Below are 26,043 nucleotides of genomic sequence, written 5' to 3'. Positions count from 1 at the left end.
GACAAAAGCTTTGAGCGGCCGTTTACCGCGCCGAATGGTGGTAAAGTCGATTTGCATTTGCTGTCCTGGCAGGGTTTCAAAACGGACAACCGGCTCAGGAGTGGAACAAAGTTTAAACTGACACACAAAGCGACGGAGCTGAGCAATACCGCCTTGATAGCCGAGTTGAACCACCTCATCAAATAAGACGGTAGCAGGTATCCAATCAGGTTGGGCCTGCTCAATTCGTTGAACCAGATAAGGCTTAAAGGGCTCTAGTTTTGTCACGGGTTTTGCTCGTTGCGCGTAAGAGGGCATCTGATGCTGCTGCAAATGACGTTTTACGGTGTTACGAGAGATGCCTAATTGACGGGCAATGTTACGAATGCTTTGGCCTTGTGCAAAGCGAACATGAATATCCACAAATGTCTCCTTGGTTAACATAAATCACCCGTATAAAAAATAAACGGATGATACCAAGTGGATCAGTTTTCGATGATCGTTAGTGGATCAGTTTTGCATGATCGGTGACAAACTGTCGCGCCTCCCGCAGGCGCGTGGATTGAAACTGTAAGTGGACTGGCGATTTAGGAGATAAAATGGTCGCGCCTCCCGCAGGCGCGTGGATTGAAACTGGTGCAAGCGATGGGCAAAAAGCCGTTGATAAGGTCGCGCCTCCCTCAGGCGCGTGGATTGAAACCTTCAACCCAATGCCTCCTCTATCATTTTGATTGGTCGCGCCTCCCGCAGGCGCGTGGATTGAAACCTCTGCAGAAACATCCCAAGCCACAGACATTTTTGGTCGCGCCTCCCGCAGGCGCGTGGATTGAAACCCCAAACTGATGCAAGACCTTGACGGCGGAGTGAGTCGCGCCTCCCGCAGGCGCGTGGATTGAAACAATTGTCTGTTGTATTAGCCTGCCGTTTTCGTAGGTCGCGCCTCCCGCAGGCGCGTGGATTGAAACAATTGTGGGCTGTGAACTATCCCACTTGAATCCGTCGCGCCTCCCGCAGGCGCGTGGATTGAAACGCATACTCACTGATTTGCCATTTTCCGTTTCTGGTCGCGCCTCCCGCAGGCGCGTGGATTGAAATCCGCTCCGCGGGGGTAACTGGAATAATGGCTCGGGTCGCGCCTCCTACAGGTGTAAGATTTGATCGATGACGTGGCGGTTTTCCTCATGGCAATTTTGTGATGAGCGATTTTTTTGTCAATATAGTCACTTAAATCATGTTTTTATCGACTATATTAGAATTGGTTGTTATCCTGTAACGCTTCACATGGCGGTTAATATCATTAGGTGTGGGGCGATGGGATCACTGTTGGAAGTGAAGCAACTGGGTACGTATAGCCAACAAGGTTGGCAAGCATTAGTTACTGCGTCGTTTGAGGTTGATAAAAATGAATGTATCGCAGTTATTGGGCCGAACGGCAGTGGTAAATCGAGCTTACTTAAGTCGATTACTGGTGAATATTTGGCTGTTCAGGGTGAGTTACGTATTGATGGCCATAAACTGAGCGACTTATCTCTCCAACAAAAATCCAAATTAATTGCTGTAGTCGCACAAAATGATTACGTCGATCCTCGTTTAACGGTACGTGAATATGTTGGGCTTGGCAGAGTGCCTCATGCCTTTTATTGTAGTGAACGTACTCATTTGGCTGCAGTGAATCAAGCGCTAAATGAGGTAAGGCTGATCGATAAAAGTGAACGTAAAATAGGTTCACTGTCTGGTGGCGAGCAGCAACGCGCTAATATCGCCCGAGCCTTTGCCCAAGAGCCGAAACTTTTACTCCTTGATGAACCTACCAACCATTTAGATCCTTTAGCGCGTTTGGAATTGCTCGATCTGATTAAACATAAAGAAGTGGCCTGCATTGCGGTATTACACGATTTACAGTTGGTTGCTCCATTTGCCGATCGGGTCATTCTTATGGCGAATCAGCGTATGGTTAAGTTCGATAGTCCGACGGAAATCCTAAGTAATCAATATATCACGCCAACGTTTGGGTTAAATGTGCTGACTTTCCAACACCCATCTCTTCATAACGCAGTTCATCATTTCGAAGCCGCATCTTTATAGGCTATATTTTCAACAGGAATCAATTCATGAAATGGCACCTTGTATTTTCATTTTTACTCTCTATCACTGCTGCGCAAGCTGCAACAACGCATTACCCCGTGACGGTAGACAGCTGTGGGTTTCCTTTAACGATTGAAAAACGTCCAACTCATGCGGTGTTTCACGATATTAATATGACAGAAATGGCCTTTGCGCTGGGGCTGCAAGATGCCATGACGGGTGTCACGGGCATAACGGGATGGTATCAAATGTTACCGGAATTTAAAAAACAGTTAGGTGATATTCCGGAGCTGGCACCGAAAAATCCATCATTAGAGGTGTTGATGGCAGCAAATACTGATTTCTTCTTCGCGGGTTGGAATTATGGAATGAAAGTGGGTGGCGAGGTGACGCCTGAAACATTAGCTCCTTATGGTATTGATACCCTAGTGCTAACGGAAAGCTGTGTTCATATTCATCCGCAGCAGAGGAAGAGTGCCAGTATGGACTTGCTATATGGAGATATTTTGAAACTCGGCGTTATCTTTGACCGTCAAGATAAGGCCAATGCGCTCGTTGACGGCTGGAAGCAACGTATTGCTGCATTGCCTAAGCCAGCGGTTAATAGCAAAGCACCAAAAGTCTTCTTATACGACTCAGGTCAAGACAAACCGTTTACTGCGGGAAGATATGCCATGCCCGATGCTATGATTCAAGCCGCAGGTGGCCTCAATGTTACGCATGATATGGAGGCTAATTGGGCGACAACTTCTTGGGAAAAGGTGGCGCAGGCCAATCCAGATATTATCATTTTACTTTACTATCAAGGGGTTAGTGATGCGGATGTACTACAAGCATTTCTTGAACAGCACCCACTGATGAAGTACACCAAAGCCGTTGAAAACAAACGATATATCAAGCTGCGATACGAGCAGTTAACGCCAGGGCCTGCGAATATCGCTGCGGTTGAGACAATGGCGCACGCCTTCTTTGCTCAATAAGTGGTTATAGCGAGTGATGAAAATAAACAGTTACTCACTAATGTGGTTGTTGGGAAGTGTGTTATTAGGCGTGACATTTTTATTGAGCTTGAGGTTCGGCTCAATAACCTTTTCTACGAGGCAGATTTGGCATGACATTCGCGCTATTGGCCCACAAGATATTTCAATGACGAGTCGAATTTTGCTTGATCTGCGTTTACCGCGAGCGCTACTTGCCATTGTTGCAGGTATTGGGCTCGCGATTGTAGGGGCATTACTGCAAACGGCTACACGCAATGATTTGGCGGATCCATTTCTATTTGGTTTATCCTCTGGCGCATCTGCTGGAGCGGTGTTTGTTATCATGCGATTGGGGGATGCTCTTGGGGTTTGGTCTTTGCCGATTGCCGCCTTTAGTGGGGGGCTAGTTTCTGCGGTCGCAGTGGTTATGCTGTTTTCGATGCAAAAAAAGCGCGGAAACGATAACTTAGTTTTATGTGGCCTTGCTATCTCTTTTTTATTTGGTGCTTTGACTAGCTTTCTTATTTATTCAGGCGATCAACGAGCCGCCAGTTCAATTCTATTTTGGACTATGGGTGGACTAGGCCTGGCTCGTTGGGATAATTTGCTTTTTCCTTTAATGGGCGTTGCTGTTGTTGTATTGCTATCAATCAAACGCTATAGAGCGCTCGATACCTTGCTTGTTGGTGATCAAACCATTTACTCACTTGGTATGAATGTACATCGTTTACGCAGTGAAATATTCATTTGTTGCGCATTTTGTACTGCTGCGATTGTTGCAATAACTGGTGTAGTTGGGTTTATCGGCTTAATGGTTCCACATTTGATCAGACCCTTTTCGGGGATGACGCACCGACGTTCTCTACCGCTTATCGCACTTTGGGGGGCGGTAATGATGAGTCTTGGTGATGTGCTTAGCCGAACATTATTAGCACCACAAGAATTGCCAGTTGGGATTATTACCGCTGCAGTCGGTGGTTTGTTTGTTTTATATTTAGTTTGGAAGAAAGGTTAGGGGTAAAGAAAGAGATAAGGTGCTAGGGCGGTGATCAAGATTCACATCGCCACGCATAGATGGCTGACTCATACGTGAGCCTTGTATCACGATCAAGAAGGATATAAGGCTCACGCAGTTTCGCTATGTTCAGCGGTATATGTTCAGCGGTAATAGCGCTTTAGAGCGATAAATACGCGAAAGGAATATCTGGGTTAATGGCTTCTAACGTTGCTTGGGTATCAGCCAAGTGGCTGATGGTGCCTTGTGACATCTCAATTAAAGCGGCAGCACAAATGTGTTCGAAAGCCTCTTTTGCCATGCGTAGTTGAATTAGTGCGACTTGCAAGGGGGGAAGGCTTGGATTAAATGCCGCATTTTCAGCATAAGCACCACTAAATTCTCGCCCTGACGTGGTGCGCAATGCTACACCACTTAAGTTATTTGTGTAGGGTGCGTGGCTGCGATTGAGAGCTTGTAAAGCGGTTTGCAGTAAAGGCTCATCAGTCTCAGTGAGTAACCCATGATCTACCTTTGACATCAGACCTGATTCAATGCCGAGATCTCGTGGGCCAAAAGATTCTGGTAAATAATACTGCAACGATTTTCCTTCACGTTCTGGAAGTTGAATAGTCAATGTTTGCGAAGTACTTAACTCATTCATAAATTGTCTGCAATGCCCACACGGACTGTAGTTGACCGTAATGTCGGTAATACCTAGCTCACCTTTCATCCAAGCATGGCTAATGGCGGCTTGTTCTGCATGAATGGTTTGGCCGAGCTGTACCCCAGACCATTCCATATTAGCTCCAAAATAAAGGCGACCACTGACTCCGCGTGCAATCGCACCAACATAAAACTGAGAAATAGGAACATAAGCATAGGCAGCAGCTACAGGCAGCAACGCAACCCTTAATTCAGCATCATTGAGCTGTGAAAGCGCAAGTAGCTGGTTAAATTGTTCGGCTGACAGCGTTGCATCGAACGCTTCACTAAGCACGATTGGTGAGAGATACGCGTTCACGGCAGCGGGCAGTTGTAACAATGCTTGTTCAATACGGCGATTCATAGTTTATCCTTATCCGTTTTTTGAACTTCATTCTAGTCAATTGACCGTTACTTACTGAGATCTACATCACTTATAATTATGTAATGATGTTTAATGTTTCATAATTAGAGTGATGTCACACATGGCGCAATCGCTCTCCTTGAACTGCGAGAGTTAACCATACCCAAACGACTCGATGCAGATAGGCGGCAAGTGAGTGATAAATTTGTTTGGAACAAATTTGAACAGCCGTAGGCTGGCTTTTGGTGAGAGCCACGGATGGCTCTCATCATCCCCATGAACATAGGCAAACGATGTGATTTGGGTGAACGAATGGTGATTGGGCTGAATGAAGGTAGCCAACACCGCTGCAGCTTCAAGTAGGAAGGGGATTCCCATAGATAAGCCACACACTAAATGCAAACAATGTTGGCGCAAGTATGGAGGTAATAATGCCACAAACAACGAGGGCGAGAGAGCTAAAGGCGGCATCTCGCGCATCTTTTTCCGCGCAGGAGGCTGTACCTAATGCATGAGAAACCGTGCCTGTGGTTAAACCTCTGGCTATAGGGTGAGTAATGTTAAGTAAGTTATAAATAGGGTAGGCGACGATAGCACCAAAAAGGCCGACCAGCAGTACAAGAATCGCTGCGATAGCGGGTTCACCTCCTAAGTTTTTCGCAACCTCCATGCCGATCGGTGTGGTGACCGATTTTCCCATTAAAGCTGCGACTAACGATGTGTCTGCTTGCATCGATAAGGCAATAAAGCTGGCGGTCAACATAGACATAATACTACCGACCCCGCAGGCCAACATGATAATACGCCAATTTGAACGAATTTGCGGGAGTTGTTCGTATAAGGGATAGGCTAAGGCAACCACGGCGGGTTGTAGCAGATCGCTGATCCAGTGGTTGTCGGCGTAATAGGTTTCAAAAGGAACCTGAAGGTAGATTAAACTGGGAATCAAAATAGCGATGCAGATTAATAGTGGGTTAGCTAAAGGGGTCTTACACTTTTGTGCTATCCAACGGGCAAAGAAAAAAACGATTAATGTGACAATTAACCACATTATTTCTCTCCTTTTTTAAGTGATCGGTCTAATACAAAACCAAGCGAAACCAATACAATCACGCTGCCTCCAATCGCACTTGCAAGGATCGGCCAAAGGTTATTGATTAAGACATCAAAGTGAACCATTAAACCAACGCTAATCGGAACAAAGAGTAAGATCATGTAGCGGATAAAAAGATGAGCACTGGGCCTTACCCAGTCGACCGGTACTAATCCACTGGCTAATAAGGCAAATAAAATGAGTAAGCCGATGATACTACCGGGAATGGCGATTCCCAACCAATGTTGTAACGTGATCCCAGCCCATAGGCAGAGAAAGATTAACCCCATAGAAACCAAATATTGAGCGGTTAATTTGAGGTAGTGATTGATAGTCTTCATGGTGAATTTCATTATTAATAAAGTGGGTTAGCAAGCGAGCGATTCTACATAGCGATACACGGATTTAAGAATGGCCATTTTTTTCTCATCACTTTGGTGCTCTTGCACTAAGTTTTCTAAATTAAGCATATAGTCTGGTAATCGTGTTTCAAAGTAATCGCGGCAGTGATCAGCCCAGCGGCGCTGCTCGGTGTCACTGAGTGTCCACGGATAATGGCGGGCGCGATAGCGAAAAAGTAGTGGAGCAATCCGTTGGTCGCTAAACTCAATGTCTAAGCTACCTAGTAATTCCGGGTGACTTGAGCGAATAATCTCCATGGCTGCTTTATCCGTGGGAGAAAAGAACCCATCATATAATTGGCTATCAACATCGGAATTAGCAGGGAATTCTCGTTCAATGGCAAAGAGGGAGACCAATTTTTCTCGAATGTCAGGATGTTGACGAAGTAAGCTGAGGTTCGCTAAGCATTGTTTTCGATCAATGCCAATCACCGCCGCATTATCCGCGGTTAAGGTTTTCGCTGGGGCCAAAATGGGACACTTATTGAGATGAACGAGTTTGATGGGAACCGGTAATTCATCGGCGGCTAATGCTTCTCGTTTTGTGTAAAGGCGTTGATGTAATTGCTCAGCGGTTAGCGTCAGAAGTGGTTCTGGATTTTTAGCTAAATCGACCACAATCACGGCGTTTTGGTTGGTTGGATGCCAGGCTATCGGAACCACCCAACTGGTGTATTGGCATTCTCGCCCCAACATGCCAGAAACATGCATTAAGGGGGTCATATTGACAATATCAACCAGATCAATCAGCTTACGCTTATGACGCATTGATAAAAAGTAATCAAATAGCTTAGGTTGTGCGGTTTTGATTTTTTTGGCAAGTTCAATGGTCGCTATCACATCACTCATCGCATCATGTGCATTCTCATGCTCAATGCCATTTTCTTTTGATAAATGTTCTAATTTAAAACTGGTAAACCCCTCTTCATTTTTTGGCCAGTTGATTCCTTCTGGACGTAACGCATGGCATGCCCGCATCACATCCAGTAAATCCCAGCGAGAGTTTCCGTTTTGCCAGCTCCAAGCATAAGGGTCAAAAAAGTTGCGATAACAAGTATAGCGCGTTACCTCATCATCAAAACGGATACTGTTATAACCGAGACTCGTGGTGTTAGGGGTGGCGAGTTCAGCGTAAATGCGAGCCATAAATTCAGGTTCGCTTATGCCTTCAGCCATCGCTTTTTGTGGTGTAATTCCGGTAATTAGCGCCGCTTCTGGGCCCGGTAAATAATCACAGGGTAATTGACAGTAAATCACTAAGGGATCGCCGATAATATTAAAATTCATATCGGTACGTACACCGGCAAACTGACAAGGGCGATCTTTCGCAGGGCTTGTTCCCCAAGTTTCATAATCAAAAAAGAAGAATGTGGGCTGGTGGTGTTGCATGTATGGTTGACCCAGTAACGAAGAGGAGGTGATGAGTATTAGAACATTCCGCTTAAGACATGGCAATGATTGGACTCGCTGACCTACATAAGTTTGGTGAAAAGAAACATAAGTTTGGTCAAAAGAAAACGCCAACCTGAGAGTGAGGTTGGCGGTGAGTATGCGAGACGTTAACGACTTAAGCTTGCTGTTGCTCCACTTGTGGCTCATGAACTTGATTCATTAAGCGGCTGGTTATCGTCCCCGCGGTCATCGAGCCTGAAACGTTCAATGCGGTACGCGCCATATCAATTAAAGGTTCTATCGAAATTAATAGCGCAGCAATCGTGACAGGTAATCCCATTGCTGGTAGTACAATCAGTGCAGCAAAGGTTGCACCACCGCCAATACCTGCGATACCGAAGGAACTGATGGTAATCATCGCAATTAAAGAGAGTACAAAATGGATATCGAGTGGGTTAATCCCCATTGTGGGGGCGACCATCACGGCAAGCATAGCCGGATAAATCCCTGCGCAACCATTTTGACCAATCGTGGCCCCAAACGAGGCAGAAAGGTTAGCGATTGCTGGTGGCACATTTAATTTTGTGATTTGTGCTTCAACATTGAGCGGAATTGTGGCCGCTGAACTCCGCGAAGTAAAAGCGAAGGTTAAAACTGGCCATATTTTTTGGAAGTAGGTTTTCGGGTTGACACCGACAAAAGCAACCAAAATACCATGCACAATAAACATCAAAGCAATGGCGATATAAGATGCGACGATAAAACCGAGCAAATTAAGAATATCGCTGGCGCTAGAGGTAGCGACGACCTTGGCCATCAGTGCAGTAATGCCGTAAGGCGTTAAGGCGATAATCATTTTGACTAACCGCATAACGACAGACTGTAGTGCATCGACAAATTGACGAATAGGTGCGGCAAGTTGTTCTTTTTCAAGCATAACTTTGCGTGCAGCAATACCAACTAATACCCCAAAAATGACCACGGCAATAATCGATGAAGAGCGTGCTTCGGTTAGGTCAGCAAAAGGATTCGTTGGGATAAAGCTCAACAGCATTTGTGGAATAGTTAAATCCGCCACCGTTGCCGCACGAGATTCTAATTGAGTCATGCGAGCGACTTCTCGGCTTCCTTCAGTGAGGCCTGCAGCGGTCAAGCCAAAGGCTTGCGTGACTAGAATACCAATGAGTGCGGCGATGGCGGTGGTAATCAATAAAATTGAAATAGTTAGTCCAGAGATCTTACCCAGTGAACCGCTATTTTCTAATTTCACCACAGCAGAAATCATGGAAACTAAAACTAATGGCATAATCACCATTTTTAATAGTCCGACATAGCCACTACCTACGATAGCAATCCAAGCGAGAACTTGATTGATGATTGGGCTGTTCTCACCAAAGATGAGCTGTAGAGCCAGTCCGAATAAGCTACCAAGCACAAGGCCGAGTAAAACAATTCGAGAAAGGGAATAGGCTTTTTTCTGTTGGCTGAACAGGAACAGCAAAATACCGGCAAACACCGCCAGCATGGCGATAGCTGTAACTGACATAATAAATATCCTTAAAATGGCATCAGAGATTAGAATAAAAAACGCAGGCAGGATAGCGTGTTAACGCTGATAGGCAAAAGACAAAAACAGTATGATTTAGAACAAATGGTTATCTAACTTAGCGCTTTGTTTACATTGGCAACATTGTGAAGGTGAATTATACGTTTTATTGGTATTTCTGCAGCATATGATGCATATCTTGCGAATGTAAAATAGTAATACGTTGATCGGAATAATCAAATAATTGATAAAGCATGGCTTGAGCGACTCGTTCTGCCTCAATGGGAATAAGATTTTTAAGCCGCCCGAATAAGAAAAAACGCCCAATCTGCATAACGCGTTGGAGCCAAATTTCATTTTGTCTGGATTCTTTTCGTTGACCTTTTAGTGGGCCGGGACGCACAAAGGTCACTTGCTCAAATCCTTGTCGTCGAATGGTTTCTTCCATCCGGCCTTTGCATCGTAGGTAATGTGATCGTGAGGTCGGGTTGGCACCATAACTAGACACCACCGCGAGCCTGCTGACACCTAATATCTTCATCGTTTGTGCCACGTGGCAAACTAAATCAAAATCAATTTTTTCTAATGCTTGTTGCGAACCCGCTTGTTTAAGAGTGGTGCCCAGCGCGATCACCCCATGCGTTGGACGAGGTTGGTTTTCATCCCACTCCGTCATGCTTAGGTTGGTATCCACCCATTCGATTAATTTGGGATGTGGTTGGTTAGCAGCGCGTCGTGTCAGCGAATAGACTTGTTGGATAGACGGTTGTGCCAGTAATTGTTGCAGGGCACAACCGCCAACTAAACCGGAAGCTCCGGCAATCATGACAATAGGGTTACGAGTCGATGAATGCATTTTTTAGCCACTGAACCAAAATGTTAATGCAAGTGAGGATAGCATGGATTTGATTGAGTGGATGAGGGGGCAGCGCAGATTGTGACAGACAAAGCATAGCATCAATAGGCGATAACGAGTAAACTGCTTTAACTCACTTTTTTATGGGCTTATGGATTAGCAATGTCTTACCTTTTCAAACAGTTAGATCTTTCATTTCAACATCAAATCACTCAGCGTATTGCGCAAAAAACCAAGCCATTGGGATCATTAGGCCAGCTTGAATCCCTGGCTTATCAGCTGGCGTTAATTCAGAGCCAAGGTAAAAAACACGCGGTTGACACCATCATTCTCAATACTCCGAGCGTGGTTGTTTTTGCTGGTGACCATGGGATTGCCGATGAAGGGGTTAGCATTGCGCCCAGTGCTGTCACTCACCAAATGGTGATGAATTTTCTCTCGGGTGGTGCAGCGATTAACTGTTTTTGTCGAGCGAATGATGTGCAGATAATGGTGGTGGATTGTGGCATTTTGCTACCCATTGAAACCGAACATTCTCACTTGGTGGTACAGCGTTTAGGCGAAAGAACCCAGAATTTTGTTCAGCAAGCTGCCATGACGCCGCAACAAGTTGAGCAAGGTCTAGAATACGGCCAGCAGTTAGTGATGAAGGTGATTCATGCTGGCTCGAACTTGGTTATGTTTGGCGAAATGGGTATTGCTAATACCAGCAGTGCTGCAGCATTGTTGGCCGCGTTATCAGGGCTTCCGAGTGAAACCTGTGTAGGAATGGGGACGGGAATATCACCAGAACAGTTTGAGAAAAAGCAGATGCTTATTGATCAATCCGTATTGCGTTGCCAAACAGTAATGGGTGATCAAAAACGCGATCCTAAGCAAACTCTAGCTCAGTTGGGGGGATTTGAAATTGTGCAAATGGTTGGTGGCTTTTTAGCTGCCGCTCAGCACAATACCCCAGTCATCGTTGATGGATTCATTGCGACGGTCGCGGCGTATGTTGCCACCTTGCTTAACCCAAGTTGTCGGGATTACATGATTTTTGCTCATCGCTCTCATGAGTCAGGGCATCAAGCAGTATTACAATTGCTTGAGGCGAAACCCTTGCTGGATTTAGGATTGCGGCTTGGGGAAGGAACAGGGGCGGTCTTGGCGGTGCCTCTGCTTCGTGCCGCGGCAGAGTTTTATAATACGATGGCTAGCTTTGAACAAGCCGGAGTGACGGTGTAATGTTTTACCGTATGCAATATCAATGGCATCTGTTTTTATTGGCAGTCAGTTTTTTTTCTCGGTTGCCTATACCGAAATCGCTGCCCTACAGTGCGGTTCGAATGAATCAAGCGGGGCGGTATTTTGCGCTAGTAGGTTTATTACTCGGCGGTTTATGTGCGTTAAGTTATACGGTGTTAAGTGGACTATTTCCGAGTGAAATCAGCTTGTTTTTAACCATGATGCTGAGCTTATTATTGACGGGTGCTTTTCACGAAGATGGGTTAACCGACATGGTCGATGGTATTGGTGGTGGTATGACCACGGAACGTCGACTGTTAATCATGAAAGATAGTCGTATTGGAACCTACGGGGCAACGGCATTGATTATGGCATTGTTAGGAAAATATTTATTCCTTTTTACCCTGCTACAACAGATGTCATTAGTTCCCGTCTGGTTACTTGGCTACAGCTTAAGCCGAGCGATAGCGGCGAGCTTTATTTATGATCTACCTTATGTCAGCGAGCCTGATAGCAGTAAAAGTAAGCCGCTAGCCCGCAAACAAAGTCGTAGTGAGTTAGTGATCTTACTGATTACTGGAGCATTGCCTGCATTCTGGTTTAGTATCGAAGTGATGGTTGGCTTGTTTTTACTTGTCGGGCTATTCCGAGTGAGTTTTAAGGCTTGGCTGATTAAACGGCTTGGCGGATTTACTGGCGATTGTTTAGGGGCGGCGCAACAGATTATGGAGTTAGCGATTTATCTATTGTTGATCGCTTATTGGCAGCAAGGTATTCAAGTGTTAGGAAGTGTACCGTGGCTATTTAACTGATCTGTTTATTTGTCGATTACGCAGGCTGGATGAATCAAGCCATAGCGAAAGTTGCCCAGCGAGTGGTTTTTATCTGTGCCGGGCTACCTTTAATATTAAAGGATGAGTGATGTATTCTATTTATCTTCTTCGTCATGGAAATACGCTTGGGCCAGCTGCATTAAATGGCCGTACCGACGTTGGAGTGGCAGATAAAACACAGCAATTGATGGCTAAACAGCTTGAGTCTTTACCCTTTACAACGGTGGTAACATCACCTTTGCGTCGCTGTGCTGATTTATCGGTACAACTTAAAGCTCTACGGCCAGAGTTGAAGGTGATAATTGAGCCGGCATTTCAAGAACTTGATTTCGGTGAATTTGATGGGCGAACTTTTGATGAGTTATCTCAGCAATGGCCTTTATTAGAAGCATTCTGGCAAGATCCAGCACAGCATATACTACCTGGTGCCGAGCCGTTATCACAGGCTTATCATCGAGTCAGTCACGCTTGGCAATGGTGGGTGAATCAATGTAATGAGAATTGCTTGATGATTCTGCATGGGGGGACGATACGTTTATTATTGGCGAATATTTTGCAGGTTAATTGGCAAAATCCACGTTGGTATTCTTCATTATCGATTGCCAATCAATCGATCACTCAACTCACGGTTTTCCCTGGTGAGCCACCGCTGGTGAAGGTCAACAATATTGGTGTAGCATTATCCGAGAATAGGCATCATCGCTGAGTTTCAGACATAATTTTTCGCCGTAGAAACGAAGGTAGTGATAGAGTCTTAGCTTAAGTTAGTGATAGAATTCGCGCGGTTGAATTGCTCGTATTAATAATTTATAAATCTATGAATAAATGGCTTTTATCTTGATAAGTGCGATCCTCTCAACATAAATTGGCTGAACATTTCTTTACCATACCGCTGTGTAATAAAGGAGTAGCACATGACGAAGTCCCTCTTTCGCCAATCTTTTCTTTCCGACAGTCTTGCTCTTGAACAGCCAGTTTTACGTGGTGCATTGACGCTTGATTCTGGAGTGACAATTAAGTTACATGGGCGTGGTTTAGTTGAAGTTGTGCCTGCGCGGAGCGATGCACAAACGAAACATCTTATTGTTTCTTGTGGGATTCATGGTAATGAAACCGCGCCAATGGAGTTAGTTGACAAACTGTTAGACGATCTGGTCAGTGGTTTTCAACCGGTCAACGAACACTGTTTATTTATTCTTGCGCATCCAGAAGCCGCTCAGAGGCAGGCCCGTTTTATTGAAGAGAATTTAAACCGTTTGTTTGATGATAGACCGCACCCTAAAACGCAAGAAAGCGCGCTTGCGGAACGTTTAAAGGCAACGGTAGCTGACTTTTATGCTGGGACAAAGCCAGAGCAGCGCTGGCATTTGGATCTACATTGTGCGATTCGAGGCTCTAAACACTATTCTTTTGCGGTGAGTCCTAAAACTCGCCACCCTGTACGTAGCCGAGCATTGATGGGCTTTATTGAACAAGCACATATTGAAGCGGTGATGCTTTCTAATGCACCATCGAGTACGTTTAGCTGGTTTAGTGCAGATTATTTTGCGGCACAAGCAATGACCATTGAACTAGGTCAAGTGGCTCAATGGGGAGAAAATGATCTTTCTCGCTTGGTGGCTTTTGAGCTTGCGCTGCGTGATCTTGTTGCAAGAGAGCGGCCTGAGCATTTACCTAAAAAGCCGGTCATATACCGTGTGAGTCGAACCATTGTTCGTTTACATGATGATTTTGATTTTCGGTTTGGCGAAGAGGTTGAAAATTTTACTGCCTTTATGCACGGTGAAGTTTTTGGTCACGATGGCGATAAACCGTTGATGGCGAAAAACGAAGGCGAAGCGATCGTTTTCCCTAATCGTTACGTTGCTATTGGTCAGCGAGCGGCTTTGATGGTGTGCAAAGTCGATACCCGTTATGAAGAGGATCAATTAGTTTACGACTAAGCAAATGTCTTGAGCTTGACCCTTGATGACGGTAAGGTTAACCCATTCTCGTCAAAGCCTTTGATCTTTCAATGCAATTTAGTCAGCTCATCCAACAAAAACAGCGTCGTTGGTACCATGCTTTATGGTTGATGCTATGTGCCTTAATATTCAGTAGCGCCGTTTATACGATGGTGGGTGAGGTTTGGATTTGGCCATTGGCTTCCCATACGCCGTTAGAGCAACAGCTCGTTGTTGAGTTAAGATTACCGCGCTTATTGGCTGTTATTTTGATAGGTGGTGCATTAGCGCTATCGGGGGCTACTTTACAAGTTTTACTTGGGAATGTGCTGGCAGAACCGGGCATTCTGGGCATTTCGGGCGGCGCGAGTGTCGCCATGGTTGTGGTACTCTTCTTTTTCCCCTTGCTAGCGACGCCGCCGGTATTCATGGTTGCCGCCGTTATCGGCTGTTTGCTGTTTACTTTATTGCTTGTCATGCTGGCTAAAACTACCCATTTAACGACAACACGTTTGCTCTTGGTTGGGGTTGCGCTTGGCATTTTGTCGGGGGCAGTCGTCACGTGGGCCTTTTATTTTAGTGATAACTTAAGTTTAAGGCAGTTAATGTATTGGTTGATGGGCAGTGTCAGTGGTGTCAGCTGGTATCAGCATAGCTTGTCATTATTTGCATTACCTGTGATGGCATGGTTAATGTTACAAGGACATCAGTTAGATAAACTGATGTTAGGTGAAAGTCATGCCAAGCAGTTAGGTATAGATGTGCTGGCGCTACGCTGGAAACTGATTTTTGCTGTGGCTATGTTAGTGGGAGTTAGTGTTGCGCTTGGCGGTGTGATTGGTTTTGTCGGTTTAGTCGTCCCTCACTTATTACGGTTACTCTTGGGGAGTGAAAATCGGATGCTGCTCCCCCTTGCTGCAATTGGAGGCGCATTATTACTGGTCTTGGCCGATATGCTAGCGCGTATGATACTAGGGGGGGCAGAACTACCGCTCGGGGTCGTCACAACCACACTTGGTGCGCCGATTTTTATCTGGATGCTAATCAAAAACCATGATTCAAATTAATAGCTTACAAGTAGGAACGCGTTTGCTTCCGCTCTCTTTTCAATGTGAAAGAGGAGAGGTCTTACATATAATAGGGCCGAATGGCAGTGGTAAAAGTACTTTACTGGCAGCATTAGCGGGAATGTTAGAAAGCCAAGGAGAAGTGCTATTTGATGATACACCGCTTTCTCAATTCTCTCTTTCTGAGCTTGCATTACAGCGTGCCTATCTGTCACAAAGTGACAAACCGGCTTTTAATTTGGATGTTTTTCAATATCTAGCTTTGTCTCTTCCACAAGGAAAGCACCATCAGGATCCCGAGGTGGTGACGGCATTGAATGAAATCTGCAACTTATTAAATTTAGCTGATAAGCTTCACCGCACCATTCACTGTTTATCCGGTGGAGAGTGGCAGCGCGTTCGTCTGGCTGGGAGCTGTTTACAGATCTGGCCTACGCTCAATGTTAGTGGTCAGCTATTGATTCTCGATGAACCGGGTGCTCCACTGGATATTGCTCAGGAGCAGCTACTCTATGCCCTGATTCAGCGGATAGCGGATCAAGGGGTTACTGTTGTGATGGCAAACCATGATTTGAATCGCTCCCTTCAACATGCTGATAAGGTGTTAATGTTAGATAAAGGCATTATGCATGCCTTCGGCCCGGCTCATGAGGTTTTGACCGAAAATAACCTCACCGATGTTTTTCAAACACAGGTTAAGCGGGTCGAGTGGCAAGGTCGCTACTATCTTCTATTTGATTGAGATTGATGTATTTGACTGAGATTGGTGCATTCAGCCCATTTATTGGGCAGGCGAAGAAATCCATTGCCAATGATTTAAATATATTTCTTTATTTATCAATCTATTATTGATTTTTAGCAATATTGGCATACTAATCGCTTTACTCTTATTGATACATTCTCGTTCTTGTTAGGCTTTTATTGCCATCTCTGCCACCTTGCTCTCGGGGTGGCTTTTTTTATGCAACGATGATGGCGGTTATGACGACCCACGGGGATTGATACACACTTTGCAACATTTTGTAAGATAACTGTGAATTATGACGATTGATCATTTTTTGAATCATGTTCATAATTTATATCGTATTCACAAAATTAATCATTATGACAACTTCCGAAAGAAAGCAACGAGAGCGACAAGAAAGGGAACATCTCTTCTTAAAGGCCGCAGGTAAAATGATCGAAAGGTGTGGTTTTTTAAACTTACACATGGCGAAGCTTGCAAAGCAATGTCAGTATGCAACGGGGACCTTGTATCAACATTTTAGTTCAAGAGAGGACTTGCTGGCAGCCATTGTGGCAGAGCAAGTAGCTTGGCGATTAGACGTTTTTGAGTGCATTGCGTCTATGCCGCTAAATAGTCGAGATAAGATGTTAGCACTTACGATTGCGGATCGATTATTTCAGCAGAAAAACCCTCAACATGCTAAGTTAGAACAGTACGTTTTTACCGAAGCGGTTTGGGAAAATGTGTCGCACAATCAACGCCAGAAAATTTTTAGCTGCTGCAAGCCGATCGGCGATGTGGTCAGTCACATTGCGCAAGAGGCATTGAACCGTGGTGAGTTACCCGATCATGGTTATTCAGCGATGGATATATCACTGGCACCTTGGGCCCTATGTCAAGGGCACTACGTTTTAGCTAATGCTCATGGTCTCTTAGAATCATTATCGGTAGCGCCCGATTCTATGCAGTTGTATCGCAATATCACGATGCTATTGAATGGGATGCAATGGCAGCCCTTATTATCATTGGAAGATAAAGTTATTTTAAGAAAAGTTACTGATTTAAAAGCAGAATTAGAAAAAAATGCTCTATTTCGTTAGTTTTTATTCTCTCTATTTTTAGGATCAACCAGCAAGGAGTTTTCATGTTAAAACGCATGATCCTGATGTTAATCGTCAGTACGCTGATTTTTGGGGGCATTTTTGCCTACAAAGCTGTCGGCAACCATTTTATGAATCAATTTTTCGATAATATGCCGATTCCTCCAGTCACTGTGACGGCAAGTGAAGTAACAACTGACCAATGGCAACCTTTTGTTAGTGCCATCGGTAGCTTTGCTGCCATTCACAGTACCGAGCTGACGACGGAGGCGAGTGGGATAATTAATGGTATCTATTTTGATAATGGGACGCGTATCAAAAAAGGCACGTTATTGGTGACACTGGATGATTCCGTTGATAAAGCCGAATTAAAACGGCTACAAGCGGTCGAAGATCTCGCTAAGTTAGAACTCACTCGTTACCAGCGTCTGTATCGAGAAAAAAATGTATCCGAGTCAGAATTACGGTTACGTGAAAGTGAAGCCAAGCAAGCGGCTGCGGCAGTAGAAAGCCAGCAAGCACGGATTGCGCAAAAAACGATTCGTGCGCCTTTTGATGGTGTGGCAGGGATTCGCCAAGTCAGCTTAGGACAACTATTATCGCCTGGCAATACGGTGGTTTCATTGCAATCTTTTGCGCCAATCTACCTTAATTTTACCTTACCAGAACAGCAGTTACCCAATATCGAATTAGGGGAAAGTGTTCAAGTTGGTGTTGATTCTGTACCTGAGCAAACCTTTGTGGGACGAATAACAGCTATTGCTCCGTCAATACGAGAAGCAAGCCGGAGTATTGAAGTTCAAGCTACGCTAGAGAACCAAGATTTAGCATTACGCCCTGGGATGTTTGCACGAGTACAACTCAATACTGGGGAACCTATGACGGTGAGTTTAGTTCCGCAAACAGCGATTCAATTTAACCCTTATGGCAACTCGGTTTTTGTCATTGAGCAGCAAGATGACACGCTTAAGGTTCAACAGCGATTTGTACAAACGGGTGAGCGTCGAGGCGATTTGATCGTGATTGAAAAAGGGCTAGAGGTCGGGGAGCGTATCGTCACTTCTGGTTTATTGAAATTACGTAATGGTGCTCAAATTATTATTAGTGATAATGCTCGAGTTCAGCCAAGTGCTGATGTTGCGCCATCACCCGACAATCAGTAGGAGTCTTCATGCGTTTTACTGATAAGTTTATTCAAAAACCGATCCTGTCTTCGGTGGTGAGTTTATTCATCATTCTTTTGGGCCTACGTGCCATTATGGATATGAATGTCCGCCAATTTCCTGAGATCCAAAATGCGGTGATCAGCGTTAGTACTACTTATGTTGGTGCTGACGCAGACTTAATTCAAGGGTTTATAACCACGCCGTTAGAACGTGAAATTGCTGCTGCCGAAGGGATTGATTACCTCGTTTCCACTTCTGTGGCGGGCAATAGTACCATTGAAGCGTACTTACGGCTCGACTATGATCCGAATGAAGCGTTGACGCAAATTGCCGCTCAGGTGAATAAAGTTCGTTCTGAGCTACCAGAAAATGCTCGTGAGCCGGTTGTTACTTTGCAAGTCGGTGAGAGTGTTGCTGCGATGTACTTATCCTTCTATTCACAAGTGCTGGGGGATAACCAAATCACTGACTACTTAGTCCGAGTGGTCGAGCCGCAATTATCGACATTACCCGGGGTTCAGCGAGCTGAAATTCTTGGGGCACGCACCTTTGCAATGCGTATCTGGTTAGATTCGGTCAAAATGGCGGCATATGGATTGACCGGAAGTGATGTTGCTGCAGCACTAAATAATAATAATGTGCTAGCCGCACTCGGGCGAACCAAAGGTCAAATGGTCGCCATTGACTTGACGGCAGCGACTGATTTACGCGATGCCGAAGGATTTAAAAAATTAGTTGTTGGCAGTGATGGACAAAGTGTTATCCGCTTAGAAGATGTGGCTGATGTTGAACTTGGCGCAGAAAGTTATGAAAGTTCGGTCAGTTTCAATGGGTTAGCGGCAACGTTCATTGGGGTGGAGGTGTCTCCTGACGCAAACGCTTTAGATGTTATTGAATTAGTTCGTCAAGTGTGGGACCGAGATATTATTCCACAGCTCCCACAAGGTTTGTCTGCCTATATCGCTTACGATTCCACTGAGTATATTGAAAATGCGATTGATGAGGTTGTGATCTCCATTGTTTTGGCGCTTGCTATCGTAGTGTTGGTCATTTATGCCTTCCTCGGCTCGATTCGCTCAGTGATTATTCCGGCCGTTGCGATTCCGGTTTCCTTAGTCGGTACCTTTTTCCTCATGTGGCTACTGGGTTTTTCCATTAACCTACTGACATTACTTGCTATGGTACTGGCGATTGGCGTCGTCGTGGACGATGCCATTATTATGCTGGAAAATATCCATCGCCACATTGAAGAAGGGAAGAGTCGTAAAGAAGCGGCCATTCAGGGGGCACGTGAACTTGCGTGGCCAATCATTACTATGTCGACCACGTTGGTAGCGGTATTCTTACCGATAGGTTTTGTCGGAGGCCTAACGGGAGTTTTGTTTGTTGAGTTTGCCTTTACTTTAGCGGCATCGGTCATTTTATCTGGAATTGTTGCTTTAACATTGTCTCCGGTTATGTGTGCCTATATTCTCAAGCCTCACGATACCAATCATGAAAAAGAGAAGTCGTTAGAGCAATGGCTGGATAAACAGTTTGATCGTCTTCACCACGCTTATCAACGCACATTGCATAGTTTGCTTGACAGTAAGAGTGTCATACTCACCTTTGGTGCAATTGTGCTTGTTTCTTGTTATTTCTTATTTGTCACCAGCTCCTCGGAATTAGAGCCCGCCGAAGATCAAGGGTTTATCTTTTCGATTTTAGAAAGTGACAGCTACCACACGTTGGATGCGTTGAGTCAAGCAACCGGAGAGCTAAACCAGTTAGTTGATCACGTTGAGGAGATAGAAAATGTCTTTATCATTAATGGGATGGGGGGAACCAATACCGCGATTGCTGGGATCGTCTTAGCCCCGTGGGAAAGAAGGGAACGAGATACTCATACGGTGTTAGAGAAGGATATTCAACCATTCCTTGCTCAACAACCAGCACTCAATAGTTTTGCATTAGTGCCACCTTCATTGCCTTCTCCTGGTGGAGGTACTCCCGTTGAATTTATTATTGGCTCTACTCAGCCTTTTGAAGCGCTACAAGAAGTTGTCCAAGAAATTCTAGGTCGAGCAATGGCCAGTGGGCGGTTTATTTTTGTCGATAGTGATTTAAAAATTAATCGTCCGCGACAAACGGTTGAGGTTGATCGTGAAAAAGCGGCCTTAATGGGCGTTTCCATGCAGCAAATTGCAGCCGATTTAGGCAGTTTATTGTCAGGTGCTGATACCGGACGCTTCTCACTCGATAATCGTTCTTACCGAGTCATTCCACAAATAGAGCGTAAAGAACGTTTGAATCCGGATCAACTGACTAACTATTACACGCGAAATAAACAGGGTGAATTAGTACCACTATCGGCGTTAGTGACCTTAACCGAATCGGTGCAGCCGCAAGCGCTACGAGGATTTCAACAACTCAATGCAGTAAAAATCTCTGGTGTTCCTCGTCCTGGCGTACCTCTGGGAGAAGCGTTGGGTATCCTCGATAGTATATCTGCTGAAGTGCTACCTGCTGGATTTAGTGTCGATTATGCTGGGCAATCACGGCAGTATAAAAGTGAAGGCCAGCAGCTTGTTGTTACCTTCTTTTTTGCTCTGATCGTGATTTTCTTGATTTTAGCGGCGCAGTTTGAATCATTTAAAAACGCCATTATTATCATGGTCACCGTGCCAATGAGCGTGTGTGGAGCATTGATTTTTATCAGTCTAGGGTTCACGAGTATCAATATATATACTCAGGTGGGGCTGTTAACTCTCGTGGGGCTGATTGCTAAACACGGTATTTTGATTGTTGAATTTGCCAATCAGCTGCAGTTGGAAGGTCGAAGTAAGCGAGAGGCGGTCGAACAAGCGACGGCGATTCGTTTGCGACCGATTCTAATGACCACGGCCGCAACAGTACTTGCGATGATTCCGCTGCTTATTGCCACCGGTGCGGGAGCAGGCTCTCGTTATGCCATGGGGCTGGTAATTGCCAGTGGCATGACCATCGGTACTCTATTTACCTTGTTTGTTGTGCCTGCAATGTATCTATTATTGGCAAAAGATATCAATCAGCACGGTGAGCGTTTAGTCGTACAAGACTAACAACGGCTCACTTGAGTCAATACGATGGCCGCTTCATTTTGATGCGGCCATTTTTGTATAATGAGCGAGAGGAGCATCGCTATAAAATCCCAAGCGGTAATCTACCATCTTGTTGGGATATGTTGTGGTTAAAGGCGAAGAGTATGTTTGTAGTTATTGGGTGAGCGAGACGAGATCGGCTGGGCGGTAATAAACCGATTTAAGTACTTTACCTTGGCGAATAGTTTTCCCTTCCATCACCACATCTTCAGCACATTTGGCAATAATATAGTCGCCCTTTGGGACGGCCATCAGTTTAATGCCTTGTTTGGCATAGAATTCAACTGTATCGGCAAATTCTTGTTCATTACGGCAGACTTTGCTCATATTTGAACTATGAACTTCATCCCAACAAGGAAGAAAATTGATGCCACGGTTCGCCGCAACATTGAGCAGTAAATCAATCAGATAACTAATGGCAATATTATCATTTATCTGCGTATGACCAAGGTGGACGAGACGCCCCATTAAGACATAGATGCTATCGACAATAGCATCGGCTTGCTCGACTTTATTATCCGCTTCGGCAAGTTCTGTTAGTTCTTCAATCGCTAACGAGGTATGTAACGTATCGGCTTGTGCATCTAAGCTAGCGGGGTCGGCCACTGGCAGGTCAAACGTACTACGAAATTCATGAATATCGTGATAAAGGTGGTGATAAATCTCTTGAGTCAGCTTAGATAAGTACATGTTCTGATCCATATTATAAAAATAAAAAATACGCTAACGGGCTTGCTTTATGGACGAGAGACATCAGCAAGCATAGTGATGACCTTGAATCGATAAGACAATCCGCTCAATGCTAGATAAAGAGTATTGAGCGGCGTAGGTATGAAAAGGTCATCAGTAGCGCAAGTCGCTGTATCTGCCATTCCTAAGTGGTAACTAGAACACAAAAGAATGGTCGGATAAAAGTTTAGGCGCGTTTGGGGCTGTTTTTTGACCGGTAAAGCTTAGTTAGTTTATAGGTAAAGCTTAGCTAGCTCTGCCGGCTCGATCTCTTTTCCTTCAAGATTCGCATTCCAGTTCGTACCGATGAGAACACCATCTTCGGCTAAAGTGATCAACCAATCTTCAACAAAAATATCGAGCGGAATTTCTAATACTTCAAAATCGGCCCATTCTTCTACATTATGCAATTGTGCATCTTCTTTACTCGACCAGAAAGGCATCACTTCGCTGTCTTCGAATTCGGTTGATTCACAAGAGAGCCAGCCTTCTTCGTTACGTAGCCCCCAAACCAATTGATTTTCTTGCGATTGATTGATGAAAAGATCTAGGTTAGCTTGCACATCTGCCGTTAATTTGCTCATTTTATTCTCTCACTAAGAATGACGCGGCTAGGGTAGCATTTTCAAGGGTCAAATCCCATTAAGTTTTATGCTGATTACCGTTGATATTTTAGCGAAATAGAAAGGGAAAAAGTGCTTTACGCTGCTGATCGGTGAGTTGGGAAACCCGCTCAATATTAATCTCAGGAATCAACTCCGGGTTTGGATAATGCTTGAGGACTTTTTCTAGACTTTCTTCACGAATCAGGTGAAAAATAGGATAAGGCGAACGGTTGGTGAGGTTCTCGTCATCGTTAGGTTGCGTACCGGCAAAACAGTAGTCTGGGTGAAAGGTGGCAACTTGGAAAATACCTTCCCAATCTTGTTGGCGGATCAGTGCTTCAATCCAATCAATGTAAAAGTTGTAGTCCGTAAAATCGGCCAGTAAGTGAGGAACAACTACCAACGTCGTTTCTAACTCTTCGGGGTCTTTGGTATCGAGCTCAAGGAGTTGATCCAAAATATCTTGCAAAAGAGCTTCTTCGCTTTGCGCTTGGCTGACGTGAATTTTGATTTGCTTATTGCGTTGTGGTTTGGCTGCGAAAGGGCAAAGGTTTAGCCCGATCACGACATCGTTCAGCCATTGATTAACTTTTTGAGTGATAGTTTGTTGGTTGGTCGTTGAGTTCATTGGGCTGCGTTTATTATTTGTCTGGAGTGTGATTCTAGCATGTTAATGGACGGATTTATAAGTTGAAGAAGGCGGTATTTCTTGTGAGCGGGTATGCTGATGGCTGAGTGTCCAACATAAGCTAAAGAGTACACCGTAGATAATTGAGCCGCCAAGTGTCACCATTTTCCAACCCCCATGTTGCCAGCAATAGAGCAGATAGAAACCACCTAAACTGCCCCCCACATAGTAGTGGACGAGATACAAAGCTGTCGCGGTCGCTTTTGCTTGGGGAGCTTTTTGACTAACCCAAGCATAGGCGAGCGTATGAGTAAAAAAGGCCCCAAAACTAATCAAAATTAACCCTAAAAGCATAAATAGAATCGATTCAATGTTAGCCAGCCACATGCCAAGCATGCTCAATATGCCTCCCAGAGCCATACCGATGACGGCGTCAAACCGTTGCGTCCAATGGCTGGTTAATTTAGAGCTGAGCGTGCCAGCTAAATAACAGAGGAAAATGAAAGAAGCTAAGCCAATAGGAAGTGCGTAAGGTTCTGCAACTAAGCGAAAACCCATGACTGAGTACAGATTTACAAACAGTGCGAAATTGGTGGCACCAATCAGCATGGCTAGCCAAAGCGTTCGATTGGTTAAATGCCGAATCATGGCTTTATTATGATGAAAAAACATCCCTCTTTGAGGCGTGAAATGTTGCTGTTTAGGAAGAAGGATAAAAACAAGTACCGCGCCACATAACGTAAAGAGCGCCATGGTGATGACGGCTGTTTGCCAACCTAATGCATCGGTGAGTAGCCCTCCGGCAATGCGTCCGCAGATCCCGCCCAGAGAGTTTGCGGCAATGTAGCCACCAATCGCTTTATTAAAGGCTTGGGGGGAGAGTTCTTCTACCATATAAGCTACCGCAACCGAAGCAAATGCCGCTAATGCAATTCCCATTAGTGCTCGGGTTAAGACCAAAACCCATAAGTGATCGCTGATCAACATCAGCAATCCAATCAATGGCATAGCAAATAGCCCAAATAACATGACTTGGCGGCGTCCAATAGATTCGGAGCCAATGGCCCAAGGGACTAAACTGATTGAGAGAGCCAGCGTCGATGCGGCGAATAACCAATTAATCTGAGTCTCAGAAACCATAAAATGGTGCGCTAAATAGGGTAGCATCGGCTGAAAAAGGTATAAATTACAGAAAACTAAAAAAGACCCAAATGCTAAAGCGAAGGTGACTTGCTGATATTGTGGGCTGTGTAGTTCAATCATAGAGACTTACCCAAGTGGAGTGTAGTGGTTGATGTGATCAAAGTAACAGTCTTCTTTTAATTAATAAAATATATTAAAATTATCGTTGTAATATATTTGGTTAATGGTTAATGGTTAATGGAAACTCGTCATCTAAAACATTTTTTAGCTGTGGCTAAGTGGCAAAATTTTACTTATGCCGCGCAGCAGTTACATATCGCGCAGCCAGCACTGAGTATTTCAATTAAGAAATTTGAGCAGCAACTTGGGGTGAGCCTCTTCAAGCGCGATGATCGTAAAATTACGTTAACTCATGAAGGGCAAGTTTTACTGGAACATGCCAAGCGAATTGATAGGCAAATCAAAGATGCTCAACTTGCCATTGATGAGCTAAAAGGTTTGGTGAAAGGAGAGGTTCGTCTTGGCGCTCCCAGTATGATGGGTAGCTATTTTTTCCCGCAAATTGTTATGGCGTTTAAAAGCCATTTTCCACAACTGAAGATGACGGTGATTGATGCGGGAACTCAATCGATTCGGAAAATGTTATTGTCTGGTGAGTTGGATATTGGGGTGATTTTAAATCAGGATGTGCCGGATGATTTGGAGGTTGATCCGTTACTTTCTTCCCAAATGGTCGCAGTGGTGGGTTCTAAGCATGAGTTGGCAGAACAGAGTGTGATTGATTTTCAGCAATTTTTTTCGCATGAATTAGTGATGTTTAAACCGGGATATTTTCATCGTGAATTTATTGATCATATCTGTAAAAAATATCAGCATACAGCGAATATTTCTTTTGAAACCAATCTATTACCCATGATTCTTAGCATTGTTAAGCATGAATATGCGATTACCGCCTTGCTTGAATTAGTGACAGATAATGAACCTGAAGTCAGGGCGGTTCCTTTTCATCCTCCGTTGTGGCTCGATCTTGCGCTGGCATGGCGTAAAGATGCTTATCTCTCTAATGCGGATAGAACCTTTATCGAGTTCGTCAAACAGTATGTTTAACTTAGCCTTTGCTGTGGTAGATACGTTCAAAGTTACTGGCGTTCCACCCTATCATCAACCGATCGGCAATTTTCAGCACCGGAACGCTGCGAGCACCTAAGGCGTCCAGTTCTTTTCGACCACGTTCCATTTTCGCATTACATAAGCGATATTTTATCCCTTTTGTATCTAAATATTGCTGGGCACTTTTACAGTGAGGGCATTTATCTTTCACATAAAGGACAATACGTTTCATAATCAAGCTCAATGACAGA

At 44.6% G+C, this 26,043-nt stretch carries 25 protein-coding genes, 1 pseudogene and 1 CRISPR repeat array; of the genes and pseudogenes, 14 read left to right on the top strand and 12 right to left on the bottom strand.

From position 1 onward, the window contains the following. A partial coding sequence (locus CAG57_RS08510) for a helix-turn-helix domain-containing protein (RefSeq protein ID WP_202598374.1) occupies positions 1–402 on the bottom strand: 402 nt, incomplete at its 3' end. Between the two features lie 114 nt (positions 403–516). After that, positions 517–1,074: direct repeats of the CRISPR family, unit length 32 nt; unit sequence GTCGCGCCTCCCGCAGGCGCGTGGATTGAAAC. Between the two features lie 216 nt (positions 1,075–1,290). Here CAG57_RS08510 and CAG57_RS08505 point away from each other — a divergent pair. Genes CAG57_RS08505 through CAG57_RS08495 form a run of 3 tightly spaced genes read left to right on the top strand, consistent with a single transcriptional unit; the run spans position 1,291 to position 4,059 of the window. Then, a complete protein-coding gene (locus tag CAG57_RS08505; protein WP_161428265.1) occupies positions 1,291–2,064 on the top strand; it encodes an ABC transporter ATP-binding protein in 774 nt (257 codons plus the stop codon). 26 nt (positions 2,065–2,090) lie between these two features. Beyond that, positions 2,091–3,044: an ABC transporter substrate-binding protein gene (locus tag CAG57_RS08500; protein WP_161428266.1), complete on the top strand. Its 954-nt coding sequence runs from the start codon at positions 2,091–2,093 to the stop codon at positions 3,042–3,044. Positions 3,045–3,060: 16 nt separating this feature from the next. After that, on the top strand, positions 3,061–4,059 hold the full coding sequence (locus tag CAG57_RS08495) for a FecCD family ABC transporter permease (RefSeq protein WP_161428270.1): 999 nt from the start codon (positions 3,061–3,063) through the stop codon (positions 4,057–4,059). A gap of 160 nt (positions 4,060–4,219) precedes the next feature. On the opposite strand, the gene cdd is transcribed toward CAG57_RS08495, so the two are convergent. From cdd to CAG57_RS08465, 6 genes are all read right to left on the bottom strand, one after another. After that, the gene (cdd, locus tag CAG57_RS08490) at positions 4,220–5,107 is read right to left on the bottom strand and encodes a cytidine deaminase (protein WP_099612537.1); all 888 of its coding nucleotides are present in this window, start codon (positions 5,105–5,107) and stop codon (positions 4,220–4,222) included. A 355-nt stretch (positions 5,108–5,462) separates the two neighbouring features. Further along, the gene (locus tag CAG57_RS08485; protein WP_099612536.1) at positions 5,463–6,158 is read right to left on the bottom strand and encodes an LrgB family protein; all 696 of its coding nucleotides are present in this window, start codon (positions 6,156–6,158) and stop codon (positions 5,463–5,465) included. Further along, positions 6,158–6,541: a CidA/LrgA family protein gene (locus tag CAG57_RS08480; protein ID WP_106426907.1), complete on the bottom strand. Its 384-nt coding sequence runs from the start codon at positions 6,539–6,541 to the stop codon at positions 6,158–6,160. Before CAG57_RS08480 ends, CAG57_RS08485 begins: the two co-directional genes overlap by 1 nt. 27 nt (positions 6,542–6,568) lie before the next feature. After that, entirely contained in the window at positions 6,569–7,990 is a 1,422-nt protein-coding gene (sbcB, locus tag CAG57_RS08475; RefSeq protein WP_099612535.1) for an exodeoxyribonuclease I, read from the bottom strand. Between the two features lie 178 nt (positions 7,991–8,168). Further along, positions 8,169–9,539 carry an L-cystine transporter gene (locus tag CAG57_RS08470; protein WP_099612534.1) on the bottom strand — a complete coding sequence of 457 codons (1,371 nt, stop codon included), beginning with the start codon at positions 9,537–9,539 and terminating at the stop codon, positions 8,169–8,171. 166 nt (positions 9,540–9,705) lie between these two features. Beyond that, on the bottom strand, positions 9,706–10,395 hold the full coding sequence (locus CAG57_RS08465) for an NAD(P)H-binding protein (protein WP_161428267.1): 690 nt from the start codon (positions 10,393–10,395) through the stop codon (positions 9,706–9,708). A gap of 162 nt (positions 10,396–10,557) precedes the next feature. On the opposite strand from CAG57_RS08465, the gene cobT reads away from it, so the two are divergent. The 10 genes and pseudogenes from cobT to CAG57_RS08415 all read left to right on the top strand — a co-directional run bounded on the left by cobT (position 10,558) and on the right by CAG57_RS08415 (position 21,538). Then, positions 10,558–11,622, top strand: a complete 1,065-nt coding sequence (gene cobT, locus CAG57_RS08460; RefSeq protein ID WP_161428268.1) for a nicotinate-nucleotide--dimethylbenzimidazole phosphoribosyltransferase — start codon at positions 10,558–10,560, stop codon at positions 11,620–11,622. Continuing rightward, positions 11,622–12,434 (top strand): adenosylcobinamide-GDP ribazoletransferase, encoded by an 813-nt coding sequence (locus CAG57_RS08455; protein WP_099612531.1) that lies wholly within the window; start codon positions 11,622–11,624, stop codon positions 12,432–12,434. The genes cobT and CAG57_RS08455 overlap by 1 nt, the downstream gene beginning before the upstream one ends. Positions 12,435–12,439: 5 nt before the next feature. Next, positions 12,440–12,544 (top strand): annotated as a pseudogene (locus CAG57_RS08450) (bifunctional adenosylcobinamide kinase/adenosylcobinamide-phosphate guanylyltransferase); the annotation flags it as partial. Beyond that, a complete protein-coding gene (locus CAG57_RS08445; protein ID WP_161428269.1) occupies positions 12,544–13,161 on the top strand; it encodes a histidine phosphatase family protein in 618 nt (205 codons plus the stop codon). The pseudogene CAG57_RS08450 and the gene CAG57_RS08445, both read left to right, overlap by 1 nt. Before the next feature lie 208 nt (positions 13,162–13,369). Continuing rightward, positions 13,370–14,398 carry a succinylglutamate desuccinylase gene (locus CAG57_RS08440; RefSeq protein WP_161427798.1) on the top strand — a complete coding sequence of 343 codons (1,029 nt, stop codon included), beginning with the start codon at positions 13,370–13,372 and terminating at the stop codon, positions 14,396–14,398. 71 nt (positions 14,399–14,469) lie between these two features. Next, positions 14,470–15,465 carry a vitamin B12 ABC transporter permease BtuC gene (btuC, locus tag CAG57_RS08435; protein ID WP_099612527.1) on the top strand — a complete coding sequence of 332 codons (996 nt, stop codon included), beginning with the start codon at positions 14,470–14,472 and terminating at the stop codon, positions 15,463–15,465. After that, entirely contained in the window at positions 15,452–16,207 is a 756-nt protein-coding gene (gene btuD / locus CAG57_RS08430) for a vitamin B12 ABC transporter ATP-binding protein BtuD (protein WP_161427797.1), read from the top strand. The genes btuC and btuD overlap by 14 nt, the downstream gene beginning before the upstream one ends. Before the next feature lie 362 nt (positions 16,208–16,569). Next, on the top strand, positions 16,570–17,292 hold the full coding sequence (locus CAG57_RS08425; protein WP_161427426.1) for a TetR/AcrR family transcriptional regulator: 723 nt from the start codon (positions 16,570–16,572) through the stop codon (positions 17,290–17,292). A 44-nt stretch (positions 17,293–17,336) separates the two neighbouring features. Continuing rightward, entirely contained in the window at positions 17,337–18,455 is a 1,119-nt protein-coding gene (locus tag CAG57_RS08420; RefSeq protein ID WP_161427425.1) for an efflux RND transporter periplasmic adaptor subunit, read from the top strand. An 8-nt stretch (positions 18,456–18,463) separates the two neighbouring features. Further along, on the top strand, positions 18,464–21,538 hold the full coding sequence (locus tag CAG57_RS08415) for an efflux RND transporter permease subunit (protein WP_161427424.1): 3,075 nt from the start codon (positions 18,464–18,466) through the stop codon (positions 21,536–21,538). A 153-nt stretch (positions 21,539–21,691) separates the two neighbouring features. Here CAG57_RS08415 and CAG57_RS08410 read toward each other — a convergent pair whose 3' ends face one another. From CAG57_RS08410 to CAG57_RS08395, 4 genes are all read right to left on the bottom strand, one after another. Continuing rightward, a complete protein-coding gene (locus CAG57_RS08410) occupies positions 21,692–22,267 on the bottom strand; it encodes a nucleoside triphosphate pyrophosphohydrolase family protein (protein WP_099612526.1) in 576 nt (191 codons plus the stop codon). 272 nt (positions 22,268–22,539) lie between these two features. Next, positions 22,540–22,890, bottom strand: a complete 351-nt coding sequence (locus tag CAG57_RS08405) for a DUF2750 domain-containing protein (RefSeq protein WP_099612525.1) — start codon at positions 22,888–22,890, stop codon at positions 22,540–22,542. An 88-nt stretch (positions 22,891–22,978) separates the two neighbouring features. After that, positions 22,979–23,539: a DUF1415 domain-containing protein gene (locus CAG57_RS08400; RefSeq protein WP_161427423.1), complete on the bottom strand. Its 561-nt coding sequence runs from the start codon at positions 23,537–23,539 to the stop codon at positions 22,979–22,981. 42 nt (positions 23,540–23,581) lie between these two features. Then, complete coding sequence (locus CAG57_RS08395; protein WP_161427422.1) at positions 23,582–24,802, bottom strand: MFS transporter; 1,221 nt, start codon at positions 24,800–24,802, stop codon at positions 23,582–23,584. Between the two features lie 117 nt (positions 24,803–24,919). On the opposite strand from CAG57_RS08395, the gene CAG57_RS08390 reads away from it, so the two are divergent. After that, positions 24,920–25,789 (top strand): LysR family transcriptional regulator, encoded by an 870-nt coding sequence (locus tag CAG57_RS08390; RefSeq protein WP_099612522.1) that lies wholly within the window; start codon positions 24,920–24,922, stop codon positions 25,787–25,789. A gap of 1 nt (position 25,790) precedes the next feature. Here CAG57_RS08390 and CAG57_RS08385 read toward each other — a convergent pair whose 3' ends face one another. Then, positions 25,791–26,024 (bottom strand): glutaredoxin family protein, encoded by a 234-nt coding sequence (locus CAG57_RS08385; RefSeq protein WP_161427249.1) that lies wholly within the window; start codon positions 26,022–26,024, stop codon positions 25,791–25,793. Between the last annotated feature and the right edge of the window lie 19 nt (positions 26,025–26,043).

The organism is Vibrio sp. V30_P3S12P165 (assembly GCF_009904905.1).
Lineage (GTDB): Bacteria > Pseudomonadota > Gammaproteobacteria > Enterobacterales > Vibrionaceae > Vibrio > Vibrio fujianensis.
This window is presented reverse-complemented; position numbering and strand designations above follow the sequence as displayed.